The following is an 18,536-nucleotide window of genomic DNA, read 5'->3' as shown; positions in this document are numbered from 1 at the left end:
GACGGATAGGGTGGTCGGCGTGGATGTGGACGTCTTCGTCGCGACGCACTCGGCGGAGTGGAACCGGCTCGGCGAGCTGACCCACCGCGGCGGCAAGCTGACGGGGGCGGAGGCCGACGAGCTGGTGACGCTCTACCAGCGGACCGCGACGCACCTGTCGATCGTCCGCTCGGTCGCGCCCGACCCGGCCCTGGTGAGCCGGCTGTCCGGGCTGGTCGCCCGCGGGCGGAGCGCGATCTCCGGGTCGCACAACCCCGCGTGGCGCGAGGTCGCGCTGTTCTTCACGCGCCGCTTCCCGGCCGCGGTGTACCTCTCGCGGCGCTGGTGGATCCCGGCGGCGGTGGTGTCGATCGCGGTGATGGCGGTGATCGCCGTCTGGGTGGCAGGCGACCCGCACGTCCGCGCGTCGATCGGGAGCGCGGACGAGCTCAACCAGCTGACCAAGCCCGGCGGCGAGGCCGAGAACTACTACTCGACGGGCCCGGCGACGTCGTTCGCGGCGCGCGTGTGGACGAACAACGCCTGGGTGGCGGCGACGTGCCTGTTCCTCGGCGTCGCGCTGGGCCTGCCGGTGATCGGCGCGCTGTGGATGAACTCCCTCAACGCGGGCCTGATCATCGGCGCGATGAGCGCGGCCGGCCGCGGCGACGTGATGATCGGGCTCCTGCTCCCCCACGGGTTGCTGGAGCTGACGGCGGTGTTCATCGCGGCGGGCACCGGGCTGAAGCTCGGCTGGACGGTGGTCGACCCGGGCCGCCGCTCCCGGACGGCCGCGCTGGCCGAGCAGGGCCGGTCGGTGGTGGTGATGGCGCTGGGGCTGGCGTGCGTGCTGTTCGTGTCCGGGCTGATCGAGGCGTTCGTGACGCCGTCCGGCTGGCCGACGTGGGTCCGGGTGGGCATCGGCGTCTTCGTCGAGGTGGCGTTCCTGGTGTACGTCTTCACGTTGGGACGCCGCGCGGCGAAGGAAGGCGAAGTCGGCGACCTGAACGCGCGTGACGCCGGGGACGCCCTGCCCGAATCAGCATAGGCACGAGCCCTCGAAGGCGATCGACGATCCGTCCTCCAGGCTCGCCGTTCCCACGAACCGCGCCTCGAACTCCCCCACCTCCGTCAACACCAGCTTCGGGCTCGACGCCGTCCCGTCCGCGCCCGTCTTGACCGTCACCGTCTCGCCGCCGCCTTCGAAAACCAGGGAGTTCTTCGGGCGCGCCGCCCGGACGAAGAACGTCACCGGCACGTCGGCCGCCGGCTGGCCGTTCTCGCCGATCACCCGGACCACGAACGGCGCTCCCGGGTCCTTCGACGCCAACCGCTGGCCGTTGCCCGACAGGATCGCCAACGTCCGGCCGCCCGCCGCCCATGTGTTCGCGATTCCCGTCAGGGAACAGACTTCCTGGTACAGCCGGGCGCCCACGGCCGCGTCCTCCGCGGTCAAGCACCGTGCCGTGGCGACGTTCGCGATCTCCACCAGGCCCGGCAGTCCCGCCACGCGCCGCCAAGTCTGGTGTTTGTCCTTGTCGTCGCAGGCGGCCATTTTCACCGCCACGCCGTCGACCGGGCTCGCCGCCGTCAAGCACTGTCCACTCTGGACGTTCGTGAACCGCTGCGCGGCGTACGTCCACTTCGCACCCGCGTCCCCCGCGCCGGCCAGCACCGGCTTGCCGTCGGCCACCGCGAGCGACAGCTTGCCGCCGCCGTCGGCCAGGTACACCGGTGCACCGTCCGCCAGCGGGGCCGAAGAGATCGCCAGCGCCACGGCCATGAGCTTCCACATGCTTCGGGCTTAACAGGGTCGCGCAGCCCGCACCACCGCAGCCACCCGTTAGAGCCGCCCGGCCGCCTTCAACGCCAGGTACCGGTCCGCCAGCGCCGGCGGCAGCTCCTCCGGCACGGCGTCCACGACGCTGACCCCGTGCCGCGCCAGGCGTTCGGTCACCCGCTGCCGCTCCGCCGTCGTCCGCGACGCCGCCGCCGCGTCGTACACGGCTTCCGCGTCACCCCGGCCGGTGAGCATCTCCGCCACCCGCGGGTCCGCCACCGACGCCACGATCAGCTCGTGCCGCGCGGTCAGCGAGCTCAGCACCGGGAACAGCCCCTCCTCCAGCGGCGCCGCGTCGAGGCCGGTCAGCAGCACCACCAGCGACCGGCGCCGGGTGCGCTGGAGCACCTCCGCGACCATCCCGCGCGCGTCCGTCTCGACGAGCGACGGCTCGATCGGCGCCATAGCGTTCACCAGCGACGTCAGCAGAGAAGCCCCCGACGAACCCTGCACCGCGGCCCGCAGCCGGCGGTCGTACGCCAGCAGGTCGACGCGGTCGCCGGCCCGGGAAGCCAGCACCGCCAGCAGCAACGCCGCGTCCATCGCCGCGTCCAGGCGCGGGGCGTCGCCGACCCGGCCCGCCGACACGCGGCCGGTGTCCAGCACCAGCACCACGTGCCGGTCGCGCTCCGGGCGCCACGTCCGGACCATCACGTCCGCCGCCCGCGCCGTCGCGCGCCAGTCGATCGAGCGGACGTCGTCGCCGATCACGTACTCGCGCAGCGAGTCGAACTCGGTGCCCTGCCCGCGGATCAGCACCGCGCTGCGGCCGTCGAGCTGCTGCAGCCGCGCCAGCCGCGACGGCAGGTGCTTGCGGCTGTGGAACGGCGGCAGCACGCGGACCGTCCACGACACCTCGTGCGAACCCTGCCGCGCGGCCAAACCCAAGGGCCCCACCGACCGGACCGTCACGCGCGCCGCCGTCCGGTCGCCGCGCCGCGACGGCCGCAGCGACGTCACCAGCGCCTGCCGCTCCCCCGCCGGTACGCGCAGGGCATGCCGGTCCGAGGCACCCGCCGAAGGCGGCCAAGCGTCCCGCAGTTGCCCACGCACCGCCCGGCCACCGGGGTTCGCGACGACCAGCGTCACCTCGCACGGCTCGCCGAGCCGCACCGACGTGTCCCCCGACCGCCGGAAAGCCAGCGCGCGAACGCTTCCGGCCAGCACGAGATCGACGACCACGAGCAGCACGAGCACGCCACCGACGGCCAGGATCCCGGTCGTCGACGGCAGGAGCAGCCCGACCACCAGCGCGCCGAACAGCGCCAGCAGCCCGAGCCTTCCGGTGACGGCCATGTCAGCGCGGCACGGGCACGGACGCGAGCACGCGGTCGAGCACGCCGTCCGCGGTGACGCCCTCCAGCTCGGCTTCCGGCCGCACGTCCAGGCGGTGCCGCAGCGCGGGCCGCGCCAGCGCCTTGACGTCGTCGGGCGTCGCGTAGTCGCGCCCGGCCAGCCACGCCCAGGCCCGGGTCACCGCGAGCAACGCCGTGGCACCACGGGGAGAAACGCCGATCCGCACCGACGGCAACGACCGCGTCGCGCGGCACAGGTCGACGACGTACCCGATCACCTCGGGCCCGATCGTCACCTTCGCCACCGCTTCGCGCGCGGCCGCCAGCTCGGGAGCGCCGGCGACGGACTTGAGGCCCGCCGCCGCAAGGTTGCGCGGGTCGAAGCCCTGCGCGTGCCGCCAGAGGATGCCGATCTCGTCCTCGCGCGACGGCGTCGGCATGGTCAGCTTCAGCAGGAACCGGTCCAGCTGCGCCTCGGGCAGCGGGTAGGTGCCCTCGTACTCCACCGGGTTCTGGGTGGCGATCACGATGAACGGGTCGGGCAGCGGCCGCGTCTTGCCGTCGAGCGAGACCTGCCGCTCCTCCATCGCCTCCAGCAGCGACGACTGCGTCTTCGGCGGCGTCCGGTTGATCTCGTCGGCGAGCAGCAGGTTCGTGAACACCGGCCCTTCGCGGAAGGAGAACTCGCCGCTGTGCGCGTCGTAGACGATCGAGCCGGTGACGTCGCCGGGCATCAGGTCCGGCGTGAACTGCACGCGCGTGGTCTCCAGGTCCAGCGCCGCCGCCAGCGCCCGCACGAGCAGCGTCTTCGCCACGCCCGGGACGCCTTCGAGCAGCACGTGCCCCCGGCAGAGCAGCGCCAGGATCAGGCCGGTGACCGCGGCGTCGTTGCCGACGACGGCCTTGCCGACCTCGGCGCGCAACGCGATCAGCGCGTCCCGGGCCCCAGTCGCGTTCTCGCTGGTCAAGATCGCCCCACCTCTCGTTCCACCTTGTCCAGTTCGCCGGCCAGCCGGACCAGCGCGGGGTCGTCCGGCGCCGGCGGGCCGTAGAGCACCGCGCCGACGTCGTTGGCCGGCCGCCCGGTGCGCGTGCTCACCGCGGTCACCAGTGCCGCCGCGTCGGCGTCGCGCGGCAGGCCCAGCGTGGTCCGCAGCCGGCTGCGCGCCGCCTCCCGCAGCGTCTCGCCCGCGTGTCCCGCGGCCTTCGCCCGGCGGTACAGCCGGGCACGTCCTTCGGCGGTCTCGGCCGCGCGCACGACGATCGGCAGCGGCTCGGTGACCACCGGGCCGAGCCGGCGCGCCCGCCACAGCGCCAGCAGCGCCACGGCGATGAACGCCTGTGCGGCACCGTAGTACCAGCCGTCGGGAATCAGGTCGAAGATCGACTTGCGGGTGTCGTCCAGCGCCGGGTCCGTCGTGGACGGCAGGTACCAGACGAGCTTCGGGTGCTGCCCGAGCAGGTGCAGCCCCAGCGCCGCGTTGCCCTCGTCGGCGAGCCGCGCGTTGGTCAGCGGTGCCGACGAGCCGAGCAGCGTCGTCAGGCCGCCCGCGTCGGCGAGCTGCAGCAGCGTGCCGCCGCCGTCTTCGCCGGGGTAGCACGAACGCGCGCCGGACGAGGCGTACCCGATGCCGCCGAGGGTGACGTCGCCCGCCGCGACCGCCGCGGCGACCGTGCACTGCGGGCTCAGGGTGCCGACGTCGCTCTGGCCGACCGGGCGCACCAGCGGCAGCGAGTCGTGCAGCGTCGGCGCTCCCGGCGTCACGAGGACGATGTCCGCGGCGTGCTGCCGCAGCGCGTCGAAGCGCTTCGCCGGAACGAGGTCCGGCTGGGTGACCAGCAGCGTCGCGTCTTCGGTGATCGCGTCGTCGGCTTCGTCGGCGGTGTGCGCCGTCCGGACGTCGACACCCTGGTCGCGCAGCAGCTGCGCGAGCGCGTGGGCGCCACCGGGTTCGTACGAGCCGGGTTCGAGCGCGCCGTGGGCCTGCTCGCCGCGGCCGAGCAGGAGCAGGGCGCCGGCGGCGAAGATCAGGGCGACGAGGGCCAGCGGGATGCGGGCACCGCGCCAGATCCGGCGCACATCCGGCGAAACGGAGGTGCTCACGAGCCCGCCAAGGCGACCGGGCGTTCACGGCGGCAGCGTTCGTCCAGCTCGGTGAGGGCGAGGTAGGCCGCTTCGGTGCCTTCGCGGCCGCCGTAGTGGACATCGTCGAAGAGCCGCGCGCCTTCCCGCAGTTCCGCGGCGACGTTCGGCAGCAGGACCCCGGCTTCGGCGGCGGCTTCGTCGGCAGTGCGGCCCGAGCGGGCGTCGAGCAGCGCGCGTTCCTCCAGGGCCCGCACGACGGCCCGGAAGCGGTCGCGGACGGCGTCGCCGTACCGCCCGGCCGCGGCGGCTTCGGCCGCCGAGCGGCGGTAGTCGTCGGCGCTCTGGCGCTTCCCGCCGAACACCGTCCCGCCGGCCCGGGACGCGCGGGCGACCTTGCCGGTGCGCAGCCGGACCACGACGACGAGCACGATCAGCAGCACGAGGACGAGCAGCACGCCCCAGATCCCGCCCGGGACCACCGAGGACACGCCGTTGAGCAGCTTCTCGAGCTGCTCGCCGAGCCACTGGCCGATCTGCTGGAGGAAGTTCGGCTTGGCGTCCCGGTACTTCGGGTCGGTCAGCTCCTCCGCCGCCGCGCGCCGGGCAGCGTCCCGGTCGATGTCGACCGGGACGTCGATGAGGACCAGCGTCACCATGCCTGCGGCGGCTGCACCCCGGCCGCGCGAGCCAGCTCGATGTCCATGCCTTCGCGGCGCATCCGCTGGTCGAGGTAGACGATCACGGTGACCAGCGTGACGAACGGGATCGCGATCGTGCCGGACACGATCTGCCCGGCCGACTGCAGCAGCAGGTCACCCGTGCTCGGCAGGGTCACCTTGCCCGGGTTCAGCACCTGGTCGAAGACGCCGGTGCCGAGGGCGAACGGCAGCTGGATGATGTTCTCGAAGAGCGACTGGATGACCCGCGCCAGCAGCAGGATGCCCAGCACCCGCCAGAACGCGCCGCCGACCAGCTTGATCGACCGGGCGAACGCGTCGCGGAACGTCCCGCGCTCGAGCACGAGCGCCGGCACGGCCAGCGCCCAGAACACCCAGGCCAGCACGCCCGGGATGATGCAGAACATCAGGCCGATCGTCGTGACCAGCGCGTAGCCGAACGCCACGCCGAGCAGCGGCAGCAGCCGCGGCTGCACTTCGCGCCACGCGATGCCGAAGGTGACCTCGCGGCCCAGCGCGGCCCGGCCCATCACCGAGGCCATCAGGCCGGTGGTGACCGCCAGCAGCAGGGTCGAGATCAGCAGCGTCGGGATCAGCACGAGGAAGAGGTCGCCGAACGTGCCGAACACGGCGTCGCGCAGCTCCTCCTCGGTCGCGCCCGGGCCGAGGGTCGCCGTCGTGGCGAGGTTCTCGAAGTCGGCGAGGATGTACTTCTGCACGAGGAACGTGATCCCGGCGGTGAGCACCGCCATCACCGCGCCGATGCCGAGGATCAGCAGCGGGTGCCGGCGGATCGCGGTGATCGCGCCGTCGAGGATGTCGCCGATGTTGAGCGGCCGCAGCGCGATCACGCCGGGCTTGCCGAGCCCGTGCGGGCTCCAGCCCCGCGGCTGCTGGTACTGGTACTGCTGCTGCCCGGTGAACGGCGGCAGCGCCTCCGGCCGGTAACCGGGCGGCCGCTCCCAGCCCGGCGGCGTCGCCGGTCCGGGGGCCGCCTGGGCGTCCGGCGGCTGCCACCCGCGTGGCGGCGTCGCCGGTGACGCGGAGTGGTCTTCGGCCGGCTTCGAATCACCCGATCCGGGGGAGGGAATCTGCGGGATGCCCTGGCTGGGTGTCGGCGTGTCGTCGCCCTGGCCGCCGGGCGCGCCACCGGTCTCTGTCATCGAAGCCCCTCGCCTGCAGTACCTGCTTGCCGACACTCTTTCAGAGCCGGTCGCACCCGGCCAGACCTGGGGTGACGTCCGTGCGCGGTGACACCGTGCGCACGGACGGGTGCGAAAGGCCCCGTTCCCCCGATATGCTGAATGGCGGGATCGGGTACCCCCGGTCCGTACCGAGACCCTTCGGGACTGCCTAGTGACGCAACCGCCCCACGGCCGGGTACCGCCTCGCGGAACCGTCCAGCCGCCGCCGGTGCCGGATGCGCAACCGGATCTTCCCTGGCTGGGCCGCCCGCACACCGTGTCCGCGCCGAAGCGTCGTTCGCCGGCGGCCGTCATCGGGGTGAGCCTCGGGGCGGTGGCCGTGCTGGTGCTCGGGCTCGTCGCGATCGTCGTGCTCAACCGCGGCGAGACGCCGCTCGCCAACCCGAACTTCCGGGACTCCCCGTCGTCGCAGGACGTCCCCTCGCAGCTGCAGCCCGGCGGCGCGGGCGCCCCGGCGTCGGTGTCGAGCCCGCCGTCCCAGACCTCGGCGCCCAGCGCGACCGGGCCGCAGAAGATCCTCAAGCTCGCCGACCACCCGATCCTGCAGGACCCGAACGCCGGCCTGCAGAACCGCGTCTGCACGCTGCCGGCGTGGCAGAGCACGCAGGCGGGCGCGGAAGCGTTCTTCACCGCGGCCAGCAAGTGCCTGGACGCCGCCTGGGGCCCGTTCCTCACCGCCTACGGCCTGCCGTTCACGCCGCCGGCGCTGCACTTCCCGACCGGCGCGAGCTTCGAGACCGAGTGCGGCACCATCCAGGTCGGCATCGCGACCGCCGCGTACTACTGCGAAAACAACCTGTACGTCCCGTTCCGCGGGCTGCAGACCGACCAGTACGGCAACAACCCCGGCGTCTACCTGGCCCTGTTCGCCCACGAGTACGGCCACCACGTCCAGGAGGTCGCCGGGCTGATGGACGCGGCCTGGCAGAAGATCTACGAGGCCGGCCAGAACAGCCCGGCCGGGCTCGAGATGTCCCGGCGCAAGGAGCTGCAGGCCCAGTGCTTCTCGGGCATGTTCCTCGGCGCGCACGTCGACCAGGGCGGCACGATCAGCCGCGACATGTACAACAAGGCCTGGAACGACCAGGAGACCCGCGGCGACAACACGTCCCGCAGCCACGACCACGGGACCAACGCGCACTACGCGTCCTGGTGGCGGGCGGGGGCGACGAGCAACCGGATCGCCGACTGCAACACCTTCGCGGCGCCGTCGTCCGAGGTCAGCTGACCTTCGCCGCCGGCTTCGGCCGCAGCGGGATGCGCAGCCAGAGGTAGACGAACATCCCGCCGGAGAAGCACGCGAACACCAGCAGGGCCATGCCGATCGGGCGCCGCGCGTCCGAGGCGCCGGCCGAGGTGTCCGCGGCGCGGACGGTGACCGTGCCCTGGTCCGGCAGTTCTTCCGGGACGCCGACGTCGATGCGCTCGCCCTGGCCGTGCCCGCAGCCGTTGAGCGTGCCCTCGTGGGTCTTCCCGGCGACGGCGAACTTCACGGTCTCGACCGCGTCCGGGCGGTCGCACGGCGCGGGCTTGGTGACCTCGGCCGTCACCGGGGCGCCGAGGTCGTCGTTGGAGATGCCCAGCAGCCCCGGCCCGGCGAGCCAGGCGAGCAGCACGACGAGCACGCCCGCCGCGGCGGGGATCGCCACCGTGGGCCACTTGAGATCGAGTGATCGCGGGGGCACTTCGCCATGGTTCCAGATCCCGCGGGCAAAACCCAGGCGCCCCGGTTACGACCCGGATGGGCCTTATCGCTGCTCGATCTTCTCCGCCTGCGTCACCTTCTTGACGTAGAGCAGCTTGTCGCCCGGCTCGATGGCGTCGGCCTGCGGAGCGTCCACGCGGTACAGGACGCCGTCGCGGACCAGGCCGAGGACGAGGTCGGACAGGTGCCGCGGCGACCCGCCTTCCTCGGACGGCTCGACCGGCCGCTCGGCGATCGCCAGGCCGGATTCGGGCGTGAGCAGGTCCTCCATGATGTCCACGACCAGCGGCGTCGACGTCGCCATCCCGAGCAGCCGCCCGGCCGTCTCGCTGGAGACGACGACCTGGTTGGCGCCCGACTGCTTGAGCAGGTGGACGTTCTCCGCCTCCCGCACCGACACCACGATGTGCGCCTTGGGCGCCAGCTCGCGGGCGGTGAGCGTGACGAGCACCGCCGTGTCGTCGCGGTTCGGGGCGACGACGACCGCGCGCGCGTGCTGCACCGCGGCGACGCGCAGGACGTCGGAGCGGGTGGCCGAGCCGTGCACGGCGACGAGGCCGAGCGCGCTCGCCGCGTCGAGGGCCTGCTGGTCGGTGTCGACGACGACGATGTGCCCCGGGGCGATGTTCTCGTCGCCGAGCAGCGCGTTGACGGCGGACCGGCCCTTGGTGCCGAATCCGACGACGACCGTGTGGTCGCGCACCTTCGTCCTCCACTTCTGGATCTTGAACGCCTGCCGGGAGCGCTCGGTGAGCACCTCCAGGGTGGTCCCGACCAGGACGATGAGGAAGAGCACCCGCAGCGGGGTGATCACCAGCACGTTCACCAGGCGGGCGGACGAGGTGGCCGGCGCGATGTCGCCGTAGCCGGTCGTCGAGAGCGAGACGGTGGCGTAGTACAGGCTGTCGAGCAGGGACAGGCCGTCGCCGTTGGCGTCGCGGTAGCCGTCGCGGTCGACGTAGACGATGATCACCGTCAGCAACAGGGCCAGGGTCGCGCCGATGACCCGCTTCAGGATGGAGCGGAGGGGGCTGACCGTCAGCTCGGGCATCCGCAGGACGCCGACGAGCTCGTGGTCCGGCCGATCGGTGAGACTGCCCAGCGGCAACCGCCTCAAGGCCTTCATGCACCGGCTCCCCGCGGCAGGTGTCGAGCGTCACTCACGCCCGGAGGATAGCCGAACGGAGTACCCGGCCGCCGCGTGGAACGATCCGCTCATGGCAACTTCACAACGGCCCGCGCACCTCCTGGCCGGCGTGCTGAGCACGATGGGCGTGCTGCACTTCGCCGTGCCGAAGCCGTTCGACGGGCTGATCCCTTCGTCGCTCCCGGGGTCCCGGCGGGCGTGGACGTACGGCTCGGGCGCGGCTGAGCTGGCGGTGGGGGTCGCGGTGGCGGTACCCCGCACCCGGCGTCTCGGGGGCCTGGCCGCGGCCCTGCTGTTCCTGGGCGTCTTCCCGGGCAACGTGAAGATGGCGGTGGACGCGTCGTCGGCCCCGGCTCCGCAACGCGCGATGGCCTGGGCCCGCCTCCCCCTGCAGTGGCCCCTGATCACCTGGGCCCTCAAGGTCCGCGACCGCGCGTAACCGGCGTGATCAGGCGGTCGACACGCGTGATTGAGGAGTCGACACGCGTGATTGGAGCGACGACACGGCGGGCTTTCCCGGGCCGGCGCCGTGTCGACCCTTCAATCACGCGAGTCGACCCTTCAATCACGCGTGTCGACCCTCGGATCACGCCTCGGGGATGTCGCGGAGGAGGCGGCGGAGGCCTTCCGGGTCCAGGAGGTCCGCCGGGCGGATCGTGCGGTTCGCGCGGACGTAGTGGAACGCCGCGCGGACCTGCTCCACCGGGACGTTCTTCAGCGCCGCCCACGCCATCCGGTACGCCGCCAGCTGGACCGCCAGCACCGGCTGCCGGGACTCCGGCGGGACCGCGCCCGTCTTCCAGTCCACCACCTCCCAGTACCCGTCGGGGTGCCGGAAAACCGCGTCCATGCGGCCGCGCAGGGTGATGCCCTCGACGTCCGCCGAAAACGAGATCTCCACCGCGTGCGGCACGCGGGAAGCCCACTCGCTCTTCTCGAACTCCGTCCGCAGCTCCTCGAAGTCCGCGTCGGGCGCTTCGCCGAAGTCGGCCGCGCCCGGGAGGTCGTCGATCTCGATGAGCTGGTCGCCGGAGAACCGGCGCTCCAGCCAGCCGTGGAACTCCGTGCCGCGGCGGGCGAAGCTGTTGGGTTCCATCGGAAGCGGACGGCTCAGGTCCGCCGCGAGCCGGCCGGCGTCGTCGGCCAGCGCGACGAGCTGGCTCACCGAAAGCCGTGACGGCAACGGGACCCGCCTGACCCGGTCGTCCTTGCGGGCCCACTCTTCGAGCAGGACGTCGGTGTCGGTCAGCCAGCCGTCCGGATCGTCCTCTTCGGACTCCTCCGGCGAGTCCACAGCGGACAGTGCCTCGGACACCAGCTCCACCCCGGTCTGCACGCCGGTGCGGCGGTCGGCCAGCGGATCGACGGGCCAGCGCGCCGTCCGCGTGTCCGACACCAGCGGGTTCTCGTCGTCCGCGGACGGCTCAGGCGCCCACTCGGCGAGCTGCCCGACGCCGGTCTCGCGCAGGACGTCGCCGATCTCCGTCAGGAACTCCGACGGCCCCTTGAACCGGCTGCTGCTCTCGTTCCACCAGTGCCCGGACACGATCAGCGCGTGCTCGGACCGCGTCAGCGCGACGTAGCAGAGCCGCCGTTCCTCCGACTGCTCCCGCTCGACGAACCCGGCCTCGTGCAGTTCCAGTCCTTCTTGGACTTCTTTGCGGTCGTAGCCGTCGGCGATCCGCAGCTCCGGCAGGTCCTGGGCGTCACCGCGCAACGCGGCGGGCAGCGACGTCGCGGTCCGCAGCCACGACGACGACCGCCGCCGGCCCGGGAAGACGTCCTGCACCAGGTGCGGGACGGCGACGACCTCCCACTCGAGCCCCTTCGCCGAGTGCACGGTGAGCACCTGCACGCGGTCCGGCACGACCTCGACCTCGCCGGGGGTGAGCCCGTCCTCGGCGTGCGCGGCCGTGTTCAGGTAGTCCACAAAGGACAAAAGAGTCGCCGTCGGCGCCGTCTCGGCGTAGTCGGTGACGACCTCGGCGAACGCGTCGAGGTGCGCGCGCCCGGCGGATCCCGGGCGGGCCAACGATTCCACGTCCAGGAGCATCGTGCGTTCGACGTCGGCGACCAGCTCCGGCAGCGACTGGTCGAGCCGCCGCCGCAACGCCGCCAGCTCCCAGCCGACGCGGCGGATGCGCTTGTAGCCCTCTTCGGAATACCGCTCCGGCGTGCCGGGCTCGTCGATGGCGTCGATCAGCCCGGCCTGCTCGACGCGCTCGACGACCAGCTCCGGAGTGTCCGGCTTCTCGGGGCTCGACAGCTCTCCGGCGCGCCGCCACAGCGCGGCGACGTCGGCGGCCGCGAGCCGCCAGCGCGCGCCGGTCAGCAGCCGGGCCGCCGCGCTGCCCGACAGCGGGTCGGCGAGCACCTTGAGCGTCGAGACGAGGTCCGCGACCTCGGGCTCGTCCAGGAGCCCGCCGAGCCCGACGACCTCGACGGGCAGCCCGCGGGCCCGCAGTTCGGCGGCGATCGGGGCCATGTCGGCGCGGCGCCGCACGAGCACGGCGGCGGTCGGCGGCTTGCCGGTCTGCTCCTGGGTGGCGTGCCAGCGCCGGGCGAGGGCGTCGGCCACCCAGTCGCGTTCGGCGCGGATGTCCGGCAGCAGCGCGCACGCGATGTCCGCGGGCCCGGCGCCTTCGCGCGCCCGGAGCCGTTCGACGCCGAGGCCGCGTGCCCGCAGCGGTTCGGCGATGGCGTTGGCGAGGTCGAGGATCTCCGGCGGGTTGCGGAAGCTGGTCAGCAGGCCGAAATCGTGCGCCGGGACGAGCCGTTCGCCGTCGTGGCGCGGGAAGTCCGTGGTGAAGCGGGGCAGGTTGGCCGCGCTGGCGCCGCGCCAGCCGTAGATGGCCTGGGCCGGGTCGCCGACGGCGGTGACCGGCATCGGCTGGTTCTCGACGCCGCCGAACAGCGCCCGCAGCAGGACGCGCTGGGCGTGTCCGGTGTCCTGGTACTCGTCGAGCAGCACGGCGCCGAAGCGCTCACGCTCGCCGCGCACGACCGACGGGTAGTTGCTCGCCAGCTGGGCGGCGAGCGACATCTGGTCGGCGAAGTCGAGCGCGCCTTCGTTGCGCTTGCGGCGGTGGTACTCCTCGACGAGCGGCAGCAGCGCGAGCCGGAAGTGTTGCGCGGCCATGATTTCCGTGAGCTTCTGCGGCAGCGCGGCCCGCTGTCCCTTGGCCCGCGGGGCGTTCTCGATGACGCGGCACATCCACGTCGTGTATTCGGCGAGCTCCTCGACCGAGATGAGGTGCTCACCCAGCTCACCGGCGAGCTGGAGCACGTCGGCGGTGACGGTCGGCGGGACGCGGTCGGTGTCGAGCTCGTTGTCCCAAGTGGACACGACGCGGTGCGCGATCTGCCACGACGACGTTTCGGAGAGCAGCCGCACGCCGGGCTGGACGGGCAGGCGCAGGCCGTGTTCGGAGAGCAGGCGCCCGGCGTAGGCGTGGTAGGTGAGGACGGTCGGCTCGCCGGCGACCACAGTGGACCGCAGGCCGCCGGACGGGTCGAGCCGGTCGAGCAGCCCGGACCCGGCCAGCCGCCGCAGCCGCGCGCGCACGCGTTCGCCGAGCTGCCGCGCGGCCTTGCGGGTGAAGGTGAGGCCGAGGACGCGGTCGGGGCTGACGATCCCGTTGGCGACGAGCCAGACGACCCGCGCGGCCATGGTTTCGGTCTTCCCGGCCCCGGCCCCGGCGACGACGAGCGAAGGTTCGACCGGCGCGGCGATGACGGTGGCCTGCTCGGGCGTGGGCCGGTGCAGGCCAAGGGCATCGGCGAGTTCGGCAGGCTCGACGGGGTTGGCGATAACGAGCGGACTCACGCACGCACCTCGCGGAAGCTAGGTGCGACGACCGCGGCGGTCGGCAGGCGCGCACCGAAAACCGCAGCGTCCCCCCGGCGCGCGCCGGGCCGGGCGCCGGCGGCGGCGCCCGGCGCGGCCGCGGCGCCCAGCGCGGCCGCGGCGCCCGGCGCGGGGGCGGCCGCCGCGGTGGTCAACTCGGTCACGGGCCCGGCACCTGCCTGCCCTCGGGCCGCAGCGGGCAGCAGCCGCGCGCGGGACAGCGGTCGCAGTCCGGGTTCTCCTGGGCCTGGTAGTCCGGTCCCGCCGCCGAGGCCGCCGCGTCGCGGACCAGCTCCAGCCACTGCTTGCCGCCCACCTCGTCGAGCGGGGGCTGGGACCGCTCCGTCGAGCCTGTCTGCTTGTTCGCCTTCGCCACGTACACCAGCCGCGCGCCGCCGGGCTCGTTGCTGCCCTTGATCGCGCCCAGCAGCACCGCCAGCTGGTACGCCGCCAACTGCGGGTGCTCCTCGGCGTCCTTCCCCGACACCGGGACCTTGCCCGTCTTGATGTCGACGATCACCGGGCGCCCCTCGGCGTCCAGCTCGACCCGGTCGACGCGCCCGCGCAGCAGCACCCGGACCTCGTCGGCGCCGCCCGCCGGCAGCTCGACTTCGATGTCCTGCTCGACGCCCGCCGCCTTCAGCTCGGCCCGGCTGCGCTCCAGCCACGTCACGAAGTTCTGCAGCATCTGCTCGACCCGCCGCCGCTCGCGCCGCGAAAACCACGGCGCCCCCGCGTCGACGCGCACCCAGGCCTCGTCCAGCGCGGCCTGCAGCTCCGCGTCGGTCTTGCCGGACGCGACGGACTCCGCCAGCCCGTGCACCAAAGTGCCGGTCACCGCGGCCAGCTGCGCCGGGTCGCTGCCGCCGTGCCGCTCGATCATCCAGCGCAGCGGGCACTTCGTCAGGATTTCCACTGTGGACGGTGAGATCCGGATCAGGTCACCCGGCCGGTGCACCGGCTCGTCGGTGGACGCCGGAAGCAGGCCGTACCAAGTCGACGGGTGCGCGCCCGGCACCTTCGCCTCGGCCAGCCGCGCGAGCTGCTTGGCCGCCCGGCGCCGGCGCGCCGGCTCGGCCTTGTCGTCGCAGACGACCTCGCGCAGCTCCCCCACCAGCTCGGCCAGCACGAGCGACCTGCCCGGCGGCTTCATCCGCGAATCGAGCCCACCGTCGTCCGCGCCGTTTTCCTCGAGGTCGTCGAGGAACCGCGACGGCTGTTCGTCCTCTCCGGACACCGCGGTGACCAGCAGCGTCTGCTTCGCCCGGCTCATCGCGAGGTAGAACAGCCGCCGTTCCTCGGCGAGGATCGGCGCGGTCTGGGAGACGGCGTCATCGTCCACACCGGACATCAGGTCCTTCAGCCGTTCCACGCCCAGCACGGATCCGCGCAGCCGCAGGTCCGGCCACGCGCCTTCCTGGACGCCGGCGACGGCCACGACCGTCCACTCGCGACCGGCGGCGGCGTGCGCGGTGAGCAGCGAAACACCGTCGGACGGGACCGCGGCCGGCGCGAGCGTGTCCCCGGCGATCTGTTGCGCACCAAGATAGTCCGCGAAGGACGCGACGCTCGAGCGCGGCAACCGGTCGACGTACCGGCCGGCCGCGTCGAACAGCGCGACCACCGCGTCGAGGTCACGGTCGGCCTGCGCGCCCAGCGATCCACCGCGTTCGACCTGCTTCAGCAGCTTCTCCTGCAGGCCGCTCTCCTGCCACAGCTGCCAGACGACCTGCTCGACACCGTCGCCGCGGGCCACGGCCTGGTGCGTGACGCGCAGCAGCCCGCCGACGCGGCGTACCGGTTCGGCTTCGGCGTCGGCGAGCCCGACCAGGATGTCCCCGCCACGCAACGCTTCCACGAGCAGTTCGTCACTCGATCGCTGCCCGCCGCCGGCCAGTTCGAGCCGGCGCAGACCGCGGCGCAACCGCCGCAGCGCCAGCGGATCCGCGCCGCCGAGCGACGACGACAGCAGCATCTCGGCGAGGTCGATGTCGAGCAGCTCCGGCGACGGCGCGAGCTTCAGCACGGCCAGCAGCGGCCGCACCGCGGGCTGGCGGGCCAGCGGCAGCTCCTCGGTCGCCGACCCGATCGGGACGCCGGCCGCGCGCAACGCGCGTTGCAGCACCAGGAACGTCCGCGCGGGCGACCGAACGAGCACCGCGATCTCCGACCACGGCACGCCGTCGACGAGGTGCGCGCGGCGGAGCTGGTCGGCGATCCAGCTGGCCTCGGCGGCCGGCGTCGGCATCACGCGGACCCGCACGTTCCCCCCGGAAGCACCCGCGGGCGGGACGATCTTGCGGTGCGGCGAAGCGCCGGGCAGCGTCGCGCCGATCTTCGCCACCGCCAGGCGGACCGCCGGGGCCAGCCGGTGCGACGTCGTGAGCGTGACGGTCCGGCTGCCGTCCGGGTCGGCATCGGCGAACAGGCTCGCGTCGGCGCCGCGGAAGGAGAACACGTTCTGGTCGGGGTCCCCGGCGACGACGAACTCGGCCGCGGTGTGCCCGATCATCCGGACCAGGCCGGTCTGCAGCGGGTCGAGGTGGTGGGCGTCGTCGACGAAGAGGTGCCGCACGCGGGTGCGCTCGCGTTCGCGCAGCTCGTCGTCGTCCTCCAGGGCGAGCAGCGCGGAGGTGACCAGCTCGGCGGCGTCCAGCGCGGGTGCGCTCGCCACGCCGAGCGCGTTGCCGCCCGCGCCCTGCAGCTGCGTGACTTCCTCGTACTGCGCCCAGAACTGCCCGGCGGCGATCCACTCCTCGCGGCCGCGGCGGCGGCCCAGCTCGGCGAGGTCCTCCGGGCCGAGCCCGCGCTCGGCGGCGCGCATCAGCAGGTCGCGCAGCTCCTCGGCGAACCCGGGCACCATCAGCGCCGGCCGCAGCTGCTCGGGCCAGTACCCGGCTTCCTCGTCGAGGTCGCCGGCCAGCAGTTCGCGGACGACGACGTCCTGCTCGGCGCCGGCGAGCAGGCGCGGCGCCGGGAGCTCCTCGGCCATCGCTTCCAGCCGCAGCAGCGAGTAGGCGTACGAGTGGACCGTGCGGACGAGGGGTTCGCGGACGGTCCGCGGCAGCGGCCGGGCTTGGTCGGGGTCGAAGGTGAGGCGGCGCGTGATGTCGGCGCGCAGCGCGTCGGCGGCCTTGCGCGACGTCGTGAGCACCAGCACGCTCTCGGGGTCGGCACCCTCGGCGATGCGGCGGGTGGCGGCCGACGCGAGCAGCGCCGTCTTGCCGGTGCCGGGACCGCCGAGCACGCGGCGGAAACCCCCGGGTGCGGAGAGCACCCGCCGGGCGCCTTCGTCCCAGGTGAACGTGGGTGCGTCGGCGATCGGCGGGCGGACCAGCCGCGCGTCCGCCTGCGCCGTTCGCCTCGCGTTCACCCAGCGATGGAACCACGTCCGGAGTAAGGGGTGCGGCACCGGCACGCCTTAACGGCGCTGCGGTCGGCAAAGGTGCCGGAGCGTGCGATGGGTGGCTACCAAAAGTGTCGTACCCGTGCGGCAGAGTGTCGGCATGGACGACGTTCTGCACGAGCGCGTGCGGGAAATCATCGAGTCGGTGCCGGCCGGCACGGTCGCGACGTACGGCGACATCGCGGCGCTCGCCGGCGCGCCCTCGCCGCGGATGGTCGGCGCCATCCTGGCCGAGGACGGGCACGACCTGCCGTGGCACCGGATCCTGCGCGCGAACGGGACGCCGGCGCCGCACCTGGTGCACGACCAGCTGGAGCGCCTGCGCGCGGAGGGCGTGCTGGCCGACGGCCAGCGCGTCGACCTGCGGAAGTACCGCTGGAAGCCGGACGGTGACGAAGATCCCGGCGAGGAGGGACTGTTCTGACCGCTGATTTTTAGGTTAGCCTCGCCTAATGACGACGCAGGTGGAGCGACCCGCCCTGACGTACCACCGGGCCCGGGTGACCGTGGTCCGGCCGGTGACGCCGCACATGGTGCGCGTGACGTTCGAGGCGGCCAGCTTCCGCGAAGTCGCGGCTGGGGCACCCGACCAGTACGTCAAGGTCTTCTTCCCACAGCCCGGCCAGGAAGCACCCGAGCTGCCGGAGACCGGCTCCGACGTCCTGTCGTGGTACCGCACGTACCTCGCGATGCCCGACGACGTCCGGCCGCCGATGCGCACGTACACGGTGCGGGCGCATCGGCCGGCGTCGGCGGAGATCGACGTCGACTTCGTGCTGCACGGCGACACCGGCCCGGCCTCGGCGTGGGCTTCGCGCGTGACACCGGGCGACCGCGTGGCGTTCCTCGGCCCGCACGGCCTGTACGACGTGCCCGCCGCCACCGACTGGCAGCTGCTGGTCGGCGACGAAACGGCGTTGCCCGCGATCGGCGCCATCATCGAGGGACTGCCGGCAGGCGCGCGTGCTTCGGCGTACATCGAGGTCTCGGAGCGCGAAGAGCGCCAGACGTTCGAGACGCGCGGAGCGGTCGAAGTCCACTGGCTGCTTCGCGGGTCGCGCCCATTGGGAGAGGCATTGCTGGACGCGGTGCGCACGGCGACGTTCCCCGGCGGGGCGCCGTACGCGTGGGTGTCGGGCGAAGCGGGTGTCGTGAAGCTCGTGCGGCGACACCTCGTGCGGGAGCGTGAAGTCGACAAGCGGCGGATCTGCTTCACCGGCTACTGGCGTACAGGAATCAGCGAGGAAGCGGCGAGCAGGGAGGCGGTCCGCGCGGCCGAAGCGGGCGAAGTCCCGGCCGACGAAGACTGAAGTGCAACCCTGAGGTTGCATTCAACGCCCTCATGTGCA

At 73.3% G+C, this 18,536-nt stretch carries 16 protein-coding genes; 5 read left to right on the top strand and 11 right to left on the bottom strand.

Features of this window, described 5'->3' with window-relative positions; all coding sequences use genetic code 11:
- Window positions 1–19: 19 nt before the first annotated feature.
- On the top strand, window positions 20–1,027 hold the full coding sequence (locus QSK39_RS38635; protein ID WP_285482750.1) for a stage II sporulation protein M: 1,008 nt from the start codon (window positions 20–22) through the stop codon (window positions 1,025–1,027).
- On the opposite strand, the gene QSK39_RS38630 is transcribed toward QSK39_RS38635, so the two are convergent.
- Genes QSK39_RS38630 through QSK39_RS38605 form a run of 6 tightly spaced genes read right to left on the bottom strand, consistent with a single transcriptional unit; the run spans window position 1,019 to window position 7,040 of the window.
- Window positions 1,019–1,774 carry an RICIN domain-containing protein gene (locus QSK39_RS38630; RefSeq protein WP_285482749.1) on the bottom strand — a complete coding sequence of 252 codons (756 nt, stop codon included), beginning with the start codon at window positions 1,772–1,774 and terminating at the stop codon, window positions 1,019–1,021. The genes QSK39_RS38635 and QSK39_RS38630 overlap by 9 nt on opposite strands.
- A 48-nt stretch (window positions 1,775–1,822) precedes the next feature.
- Complete coding sequence (locus QSK39_RS38625) at window positions 1,823–3,115, bottom strand: DUF58 domain-containing protein (RefSeq protein WP_285482748.1); 1,293 nt, start codon at window positions 3,113–3,115, stop codon at window positions 1,823–1,825.
- A gap of 1 nt (window position 3,116) precedes the next feature.
- Window positions 3,117–4,082, bottom strand: coding sequence for an AAA family ATPase (locus QSK39_RS38620; RefSeq protein ID WP_285482747.1), 966 nt, complete (start codon window positions 4,080–4,082; stop codon window positions 3,117–3,119).
- Window positions 4,079–5,218 carry a DUF4350 domain-containing protein gene (locus QSK39_RS38615; RefSeq protein WP_285482746.1) on the bottom strand — a complete coding sequence of 380 codons (1,140 nt, stop codon included), beginning with the start codon at window positions 5,216–5,218 and terminating at the stop codon, window positions 4,079–4,081. The genes QSK39_RS38620 and QSK39_RS38615 overlap by 4 nt, the downstream gene beginning before the upstream one ends.
- A complete protein-coding gene (locus QSK39_RS38610) occupies window positions 5,215–5,856 on the bottom strand; it encodes a DUF4129 domain-containing protein (RefSeq protein WP_285482745.1) in 642 nt (213 codons plus the stop codon). The genes QSK39_RS38615 and QSK39_RS38610 overlap by 4 nt, the downstream gene beginning before the upstream one ends.
- Window positions 5,850–7,040: a hypothetical protein gene (locus tag QSK39_RS38605; RefSeq protein ID WP_285482744.1), complete on the bottom strand. Its 1,191-nt coding sequence runs from the start codon at window positions 7,038–7,040 to the stop codon at window positions 5,850–5,852. The genes QSK39_RS38610 and QSK39_RS38605 overlap by 7 nt, the downstream gene beginning before the upstream one ends.
- Before the next feature lie 250 nt (window positions 7,041–7,290).
- Here QSK39_RS38605 and QSK39_RS38600 point away from each other — a divergent pair, with 250 nt between their 5' ends.
- On the top strand, window positions 7,291–8,310 hold the full coding sequence (locus QSK39_RS38600; RefSeq protein ID WP_285482743.1) for a neutral zinc metallopeptidase: 1,020 nt from the start codon (window positions 7,291–7,293) through the stop codon (window positions 8,308–8,310).
- Here the strand turns inward: QSK39_RS38600 and QSK39_RS38595 are convergent.
- Both QSK39_RS38595 and QSK39_RS38590 read right to left on the bottom strand, forming a co-directional pair.
- Window positions 8,303–8,731, bottom strand: a complete 429-nt coding sequence (locus QSK39_RS38595) for a hypothetical protein (protein ID WP_285482864.1) — start codon at window positions 8,729–8,731, stop codon at window positions 8,303–8,305. The genes QSK39_RS38600 and QSK39_RS38595 overlap by 8 nt on opposite strands.
- Before the next feature lie 99 nt (window positions 8,732–8,830).
- Window positions 8,831–9,913, bottom strand: a complete 1,083-nt coding sequence (locus QSK39_RS38590; protein ID WP_285482742.1) for a potassium channel family protein — start codon at window positions 9,911–9,913, stop codon at window positions 8,831–8,833.
- A 91-nt stretch (window positions 9,914–10,004) separates the two neighbouring features.
- Between QSK39_RS38590 and QSK39_RS38585 the strand changes: the two genes are divergently transcribed.
- On the top strand, window positions 10,005–10,373 hold the full coding sequence (locus QSK39_RS38585) for a DoxX family protein (protein ID WP_285482741.1): 369 nt from the start codon (window positions 10,005–10,007) through the stop codon (window positions 10,371–10,373).
- A 147-nt stretch (window positions 10,374–10,520) separates the two neighbouring features.
- Here the strand turns inward: QSK39_RS38585 and QSK39_RS38580 are convergent, their stop codons facing one another.
- Genes QSK39_RS38580 through QSK39_RS38570 form a run of 3 tightly spaced genes read right to left on the bottom strand, consistent with a single transcriptional unit; the run spans window position 10,521 to window position 17,154 of the window.
- The gene (locus QSK39_RS38580) at window positions 10,521–13,760 is read right to left on the bottom strand and encodes an ATP-dependent helicase (protein ID WP_285482740.1); all 3,240 of its coding nucleotides are present in this window, start codon (window positions 13,758–13,760) and stop codon (window positions 10,521–10,523) included.
- Window positions 13,757–13,945, bottom strand: a complete 189-nt coding sequence (locus QSK39_RS38575) for a hypothetical protein (RefSeq protein ID WP_285482739.1) — start codon at window positions 13,943–13,945, stop codon at window positions 13,757–13,759. The genes QSK39_RS38580 and QSK39_RS38575 overlap by 4 nt, the downstream gene beginning before the upstream one ends.
- On the bottom strand, window positions 13,942–17,154 hold the full coding sequence (locus QSK39_RS38570; protein ID WP_285482738.1) for an ATP-dependent helicase: 3,213 nt from the start codon (window positions 17,152–17,154) through the stop codon (window positions 13,942–13,944). Before QSK39_RS38570 ends, QSK39_RS38575 begins: the two co-directional genes overlap by 4 nt.
- A 133-nt stretch (window positions 17,155–17,287) precedes the next feature.
- Here QSK39_RS38570 and QSK39_RS38565 point away from each other — a divergent pair, with 133 nt between their 5' ends.
- Window positions 17,288–17,611 carry an MGMT family protein gene (locus tag QSK39_RS38565; RefSeq protein WP_257923117.1) on the top strand — a complete coding sequence of 108 codons (324 nt, stop codon included), beginning with the start codon at window positions 17,288–17,290 and terminating at the stop codon, window positions 17,609–17,611.
- A 28-nt stretch (window positions 17,612–17,639) separates the two neighbouring features.
- Complete coding sequence (locus QSK39_RS38560) at window positions 17,640–18,497, top strand: siderophore-interacting protein (protein WP_285482737.1); 858 nt, start codon at window positions 17,640–17,642, stop codon at window positions 18,495–18,497.
- Window positions 18,498–18,536 lie beyond the last annotated feature (39 nt).

Source organism: Amycolatopsis sp. NBRC 101858, from assembly GCF_030269325.1.
Classification (GTDB): domain Bacteria; phylum Actinomycetota; class Actinomycetes; order Mycobacteriales; family Pseudonocardiaceae; genus Amycolatopsis; species Amycolatopsis ponsaeliensis.
Note: the sequence above shows the minus strand (reverse complement) of the source record. Positions and strands in the feature narration are given on the sequence as shown.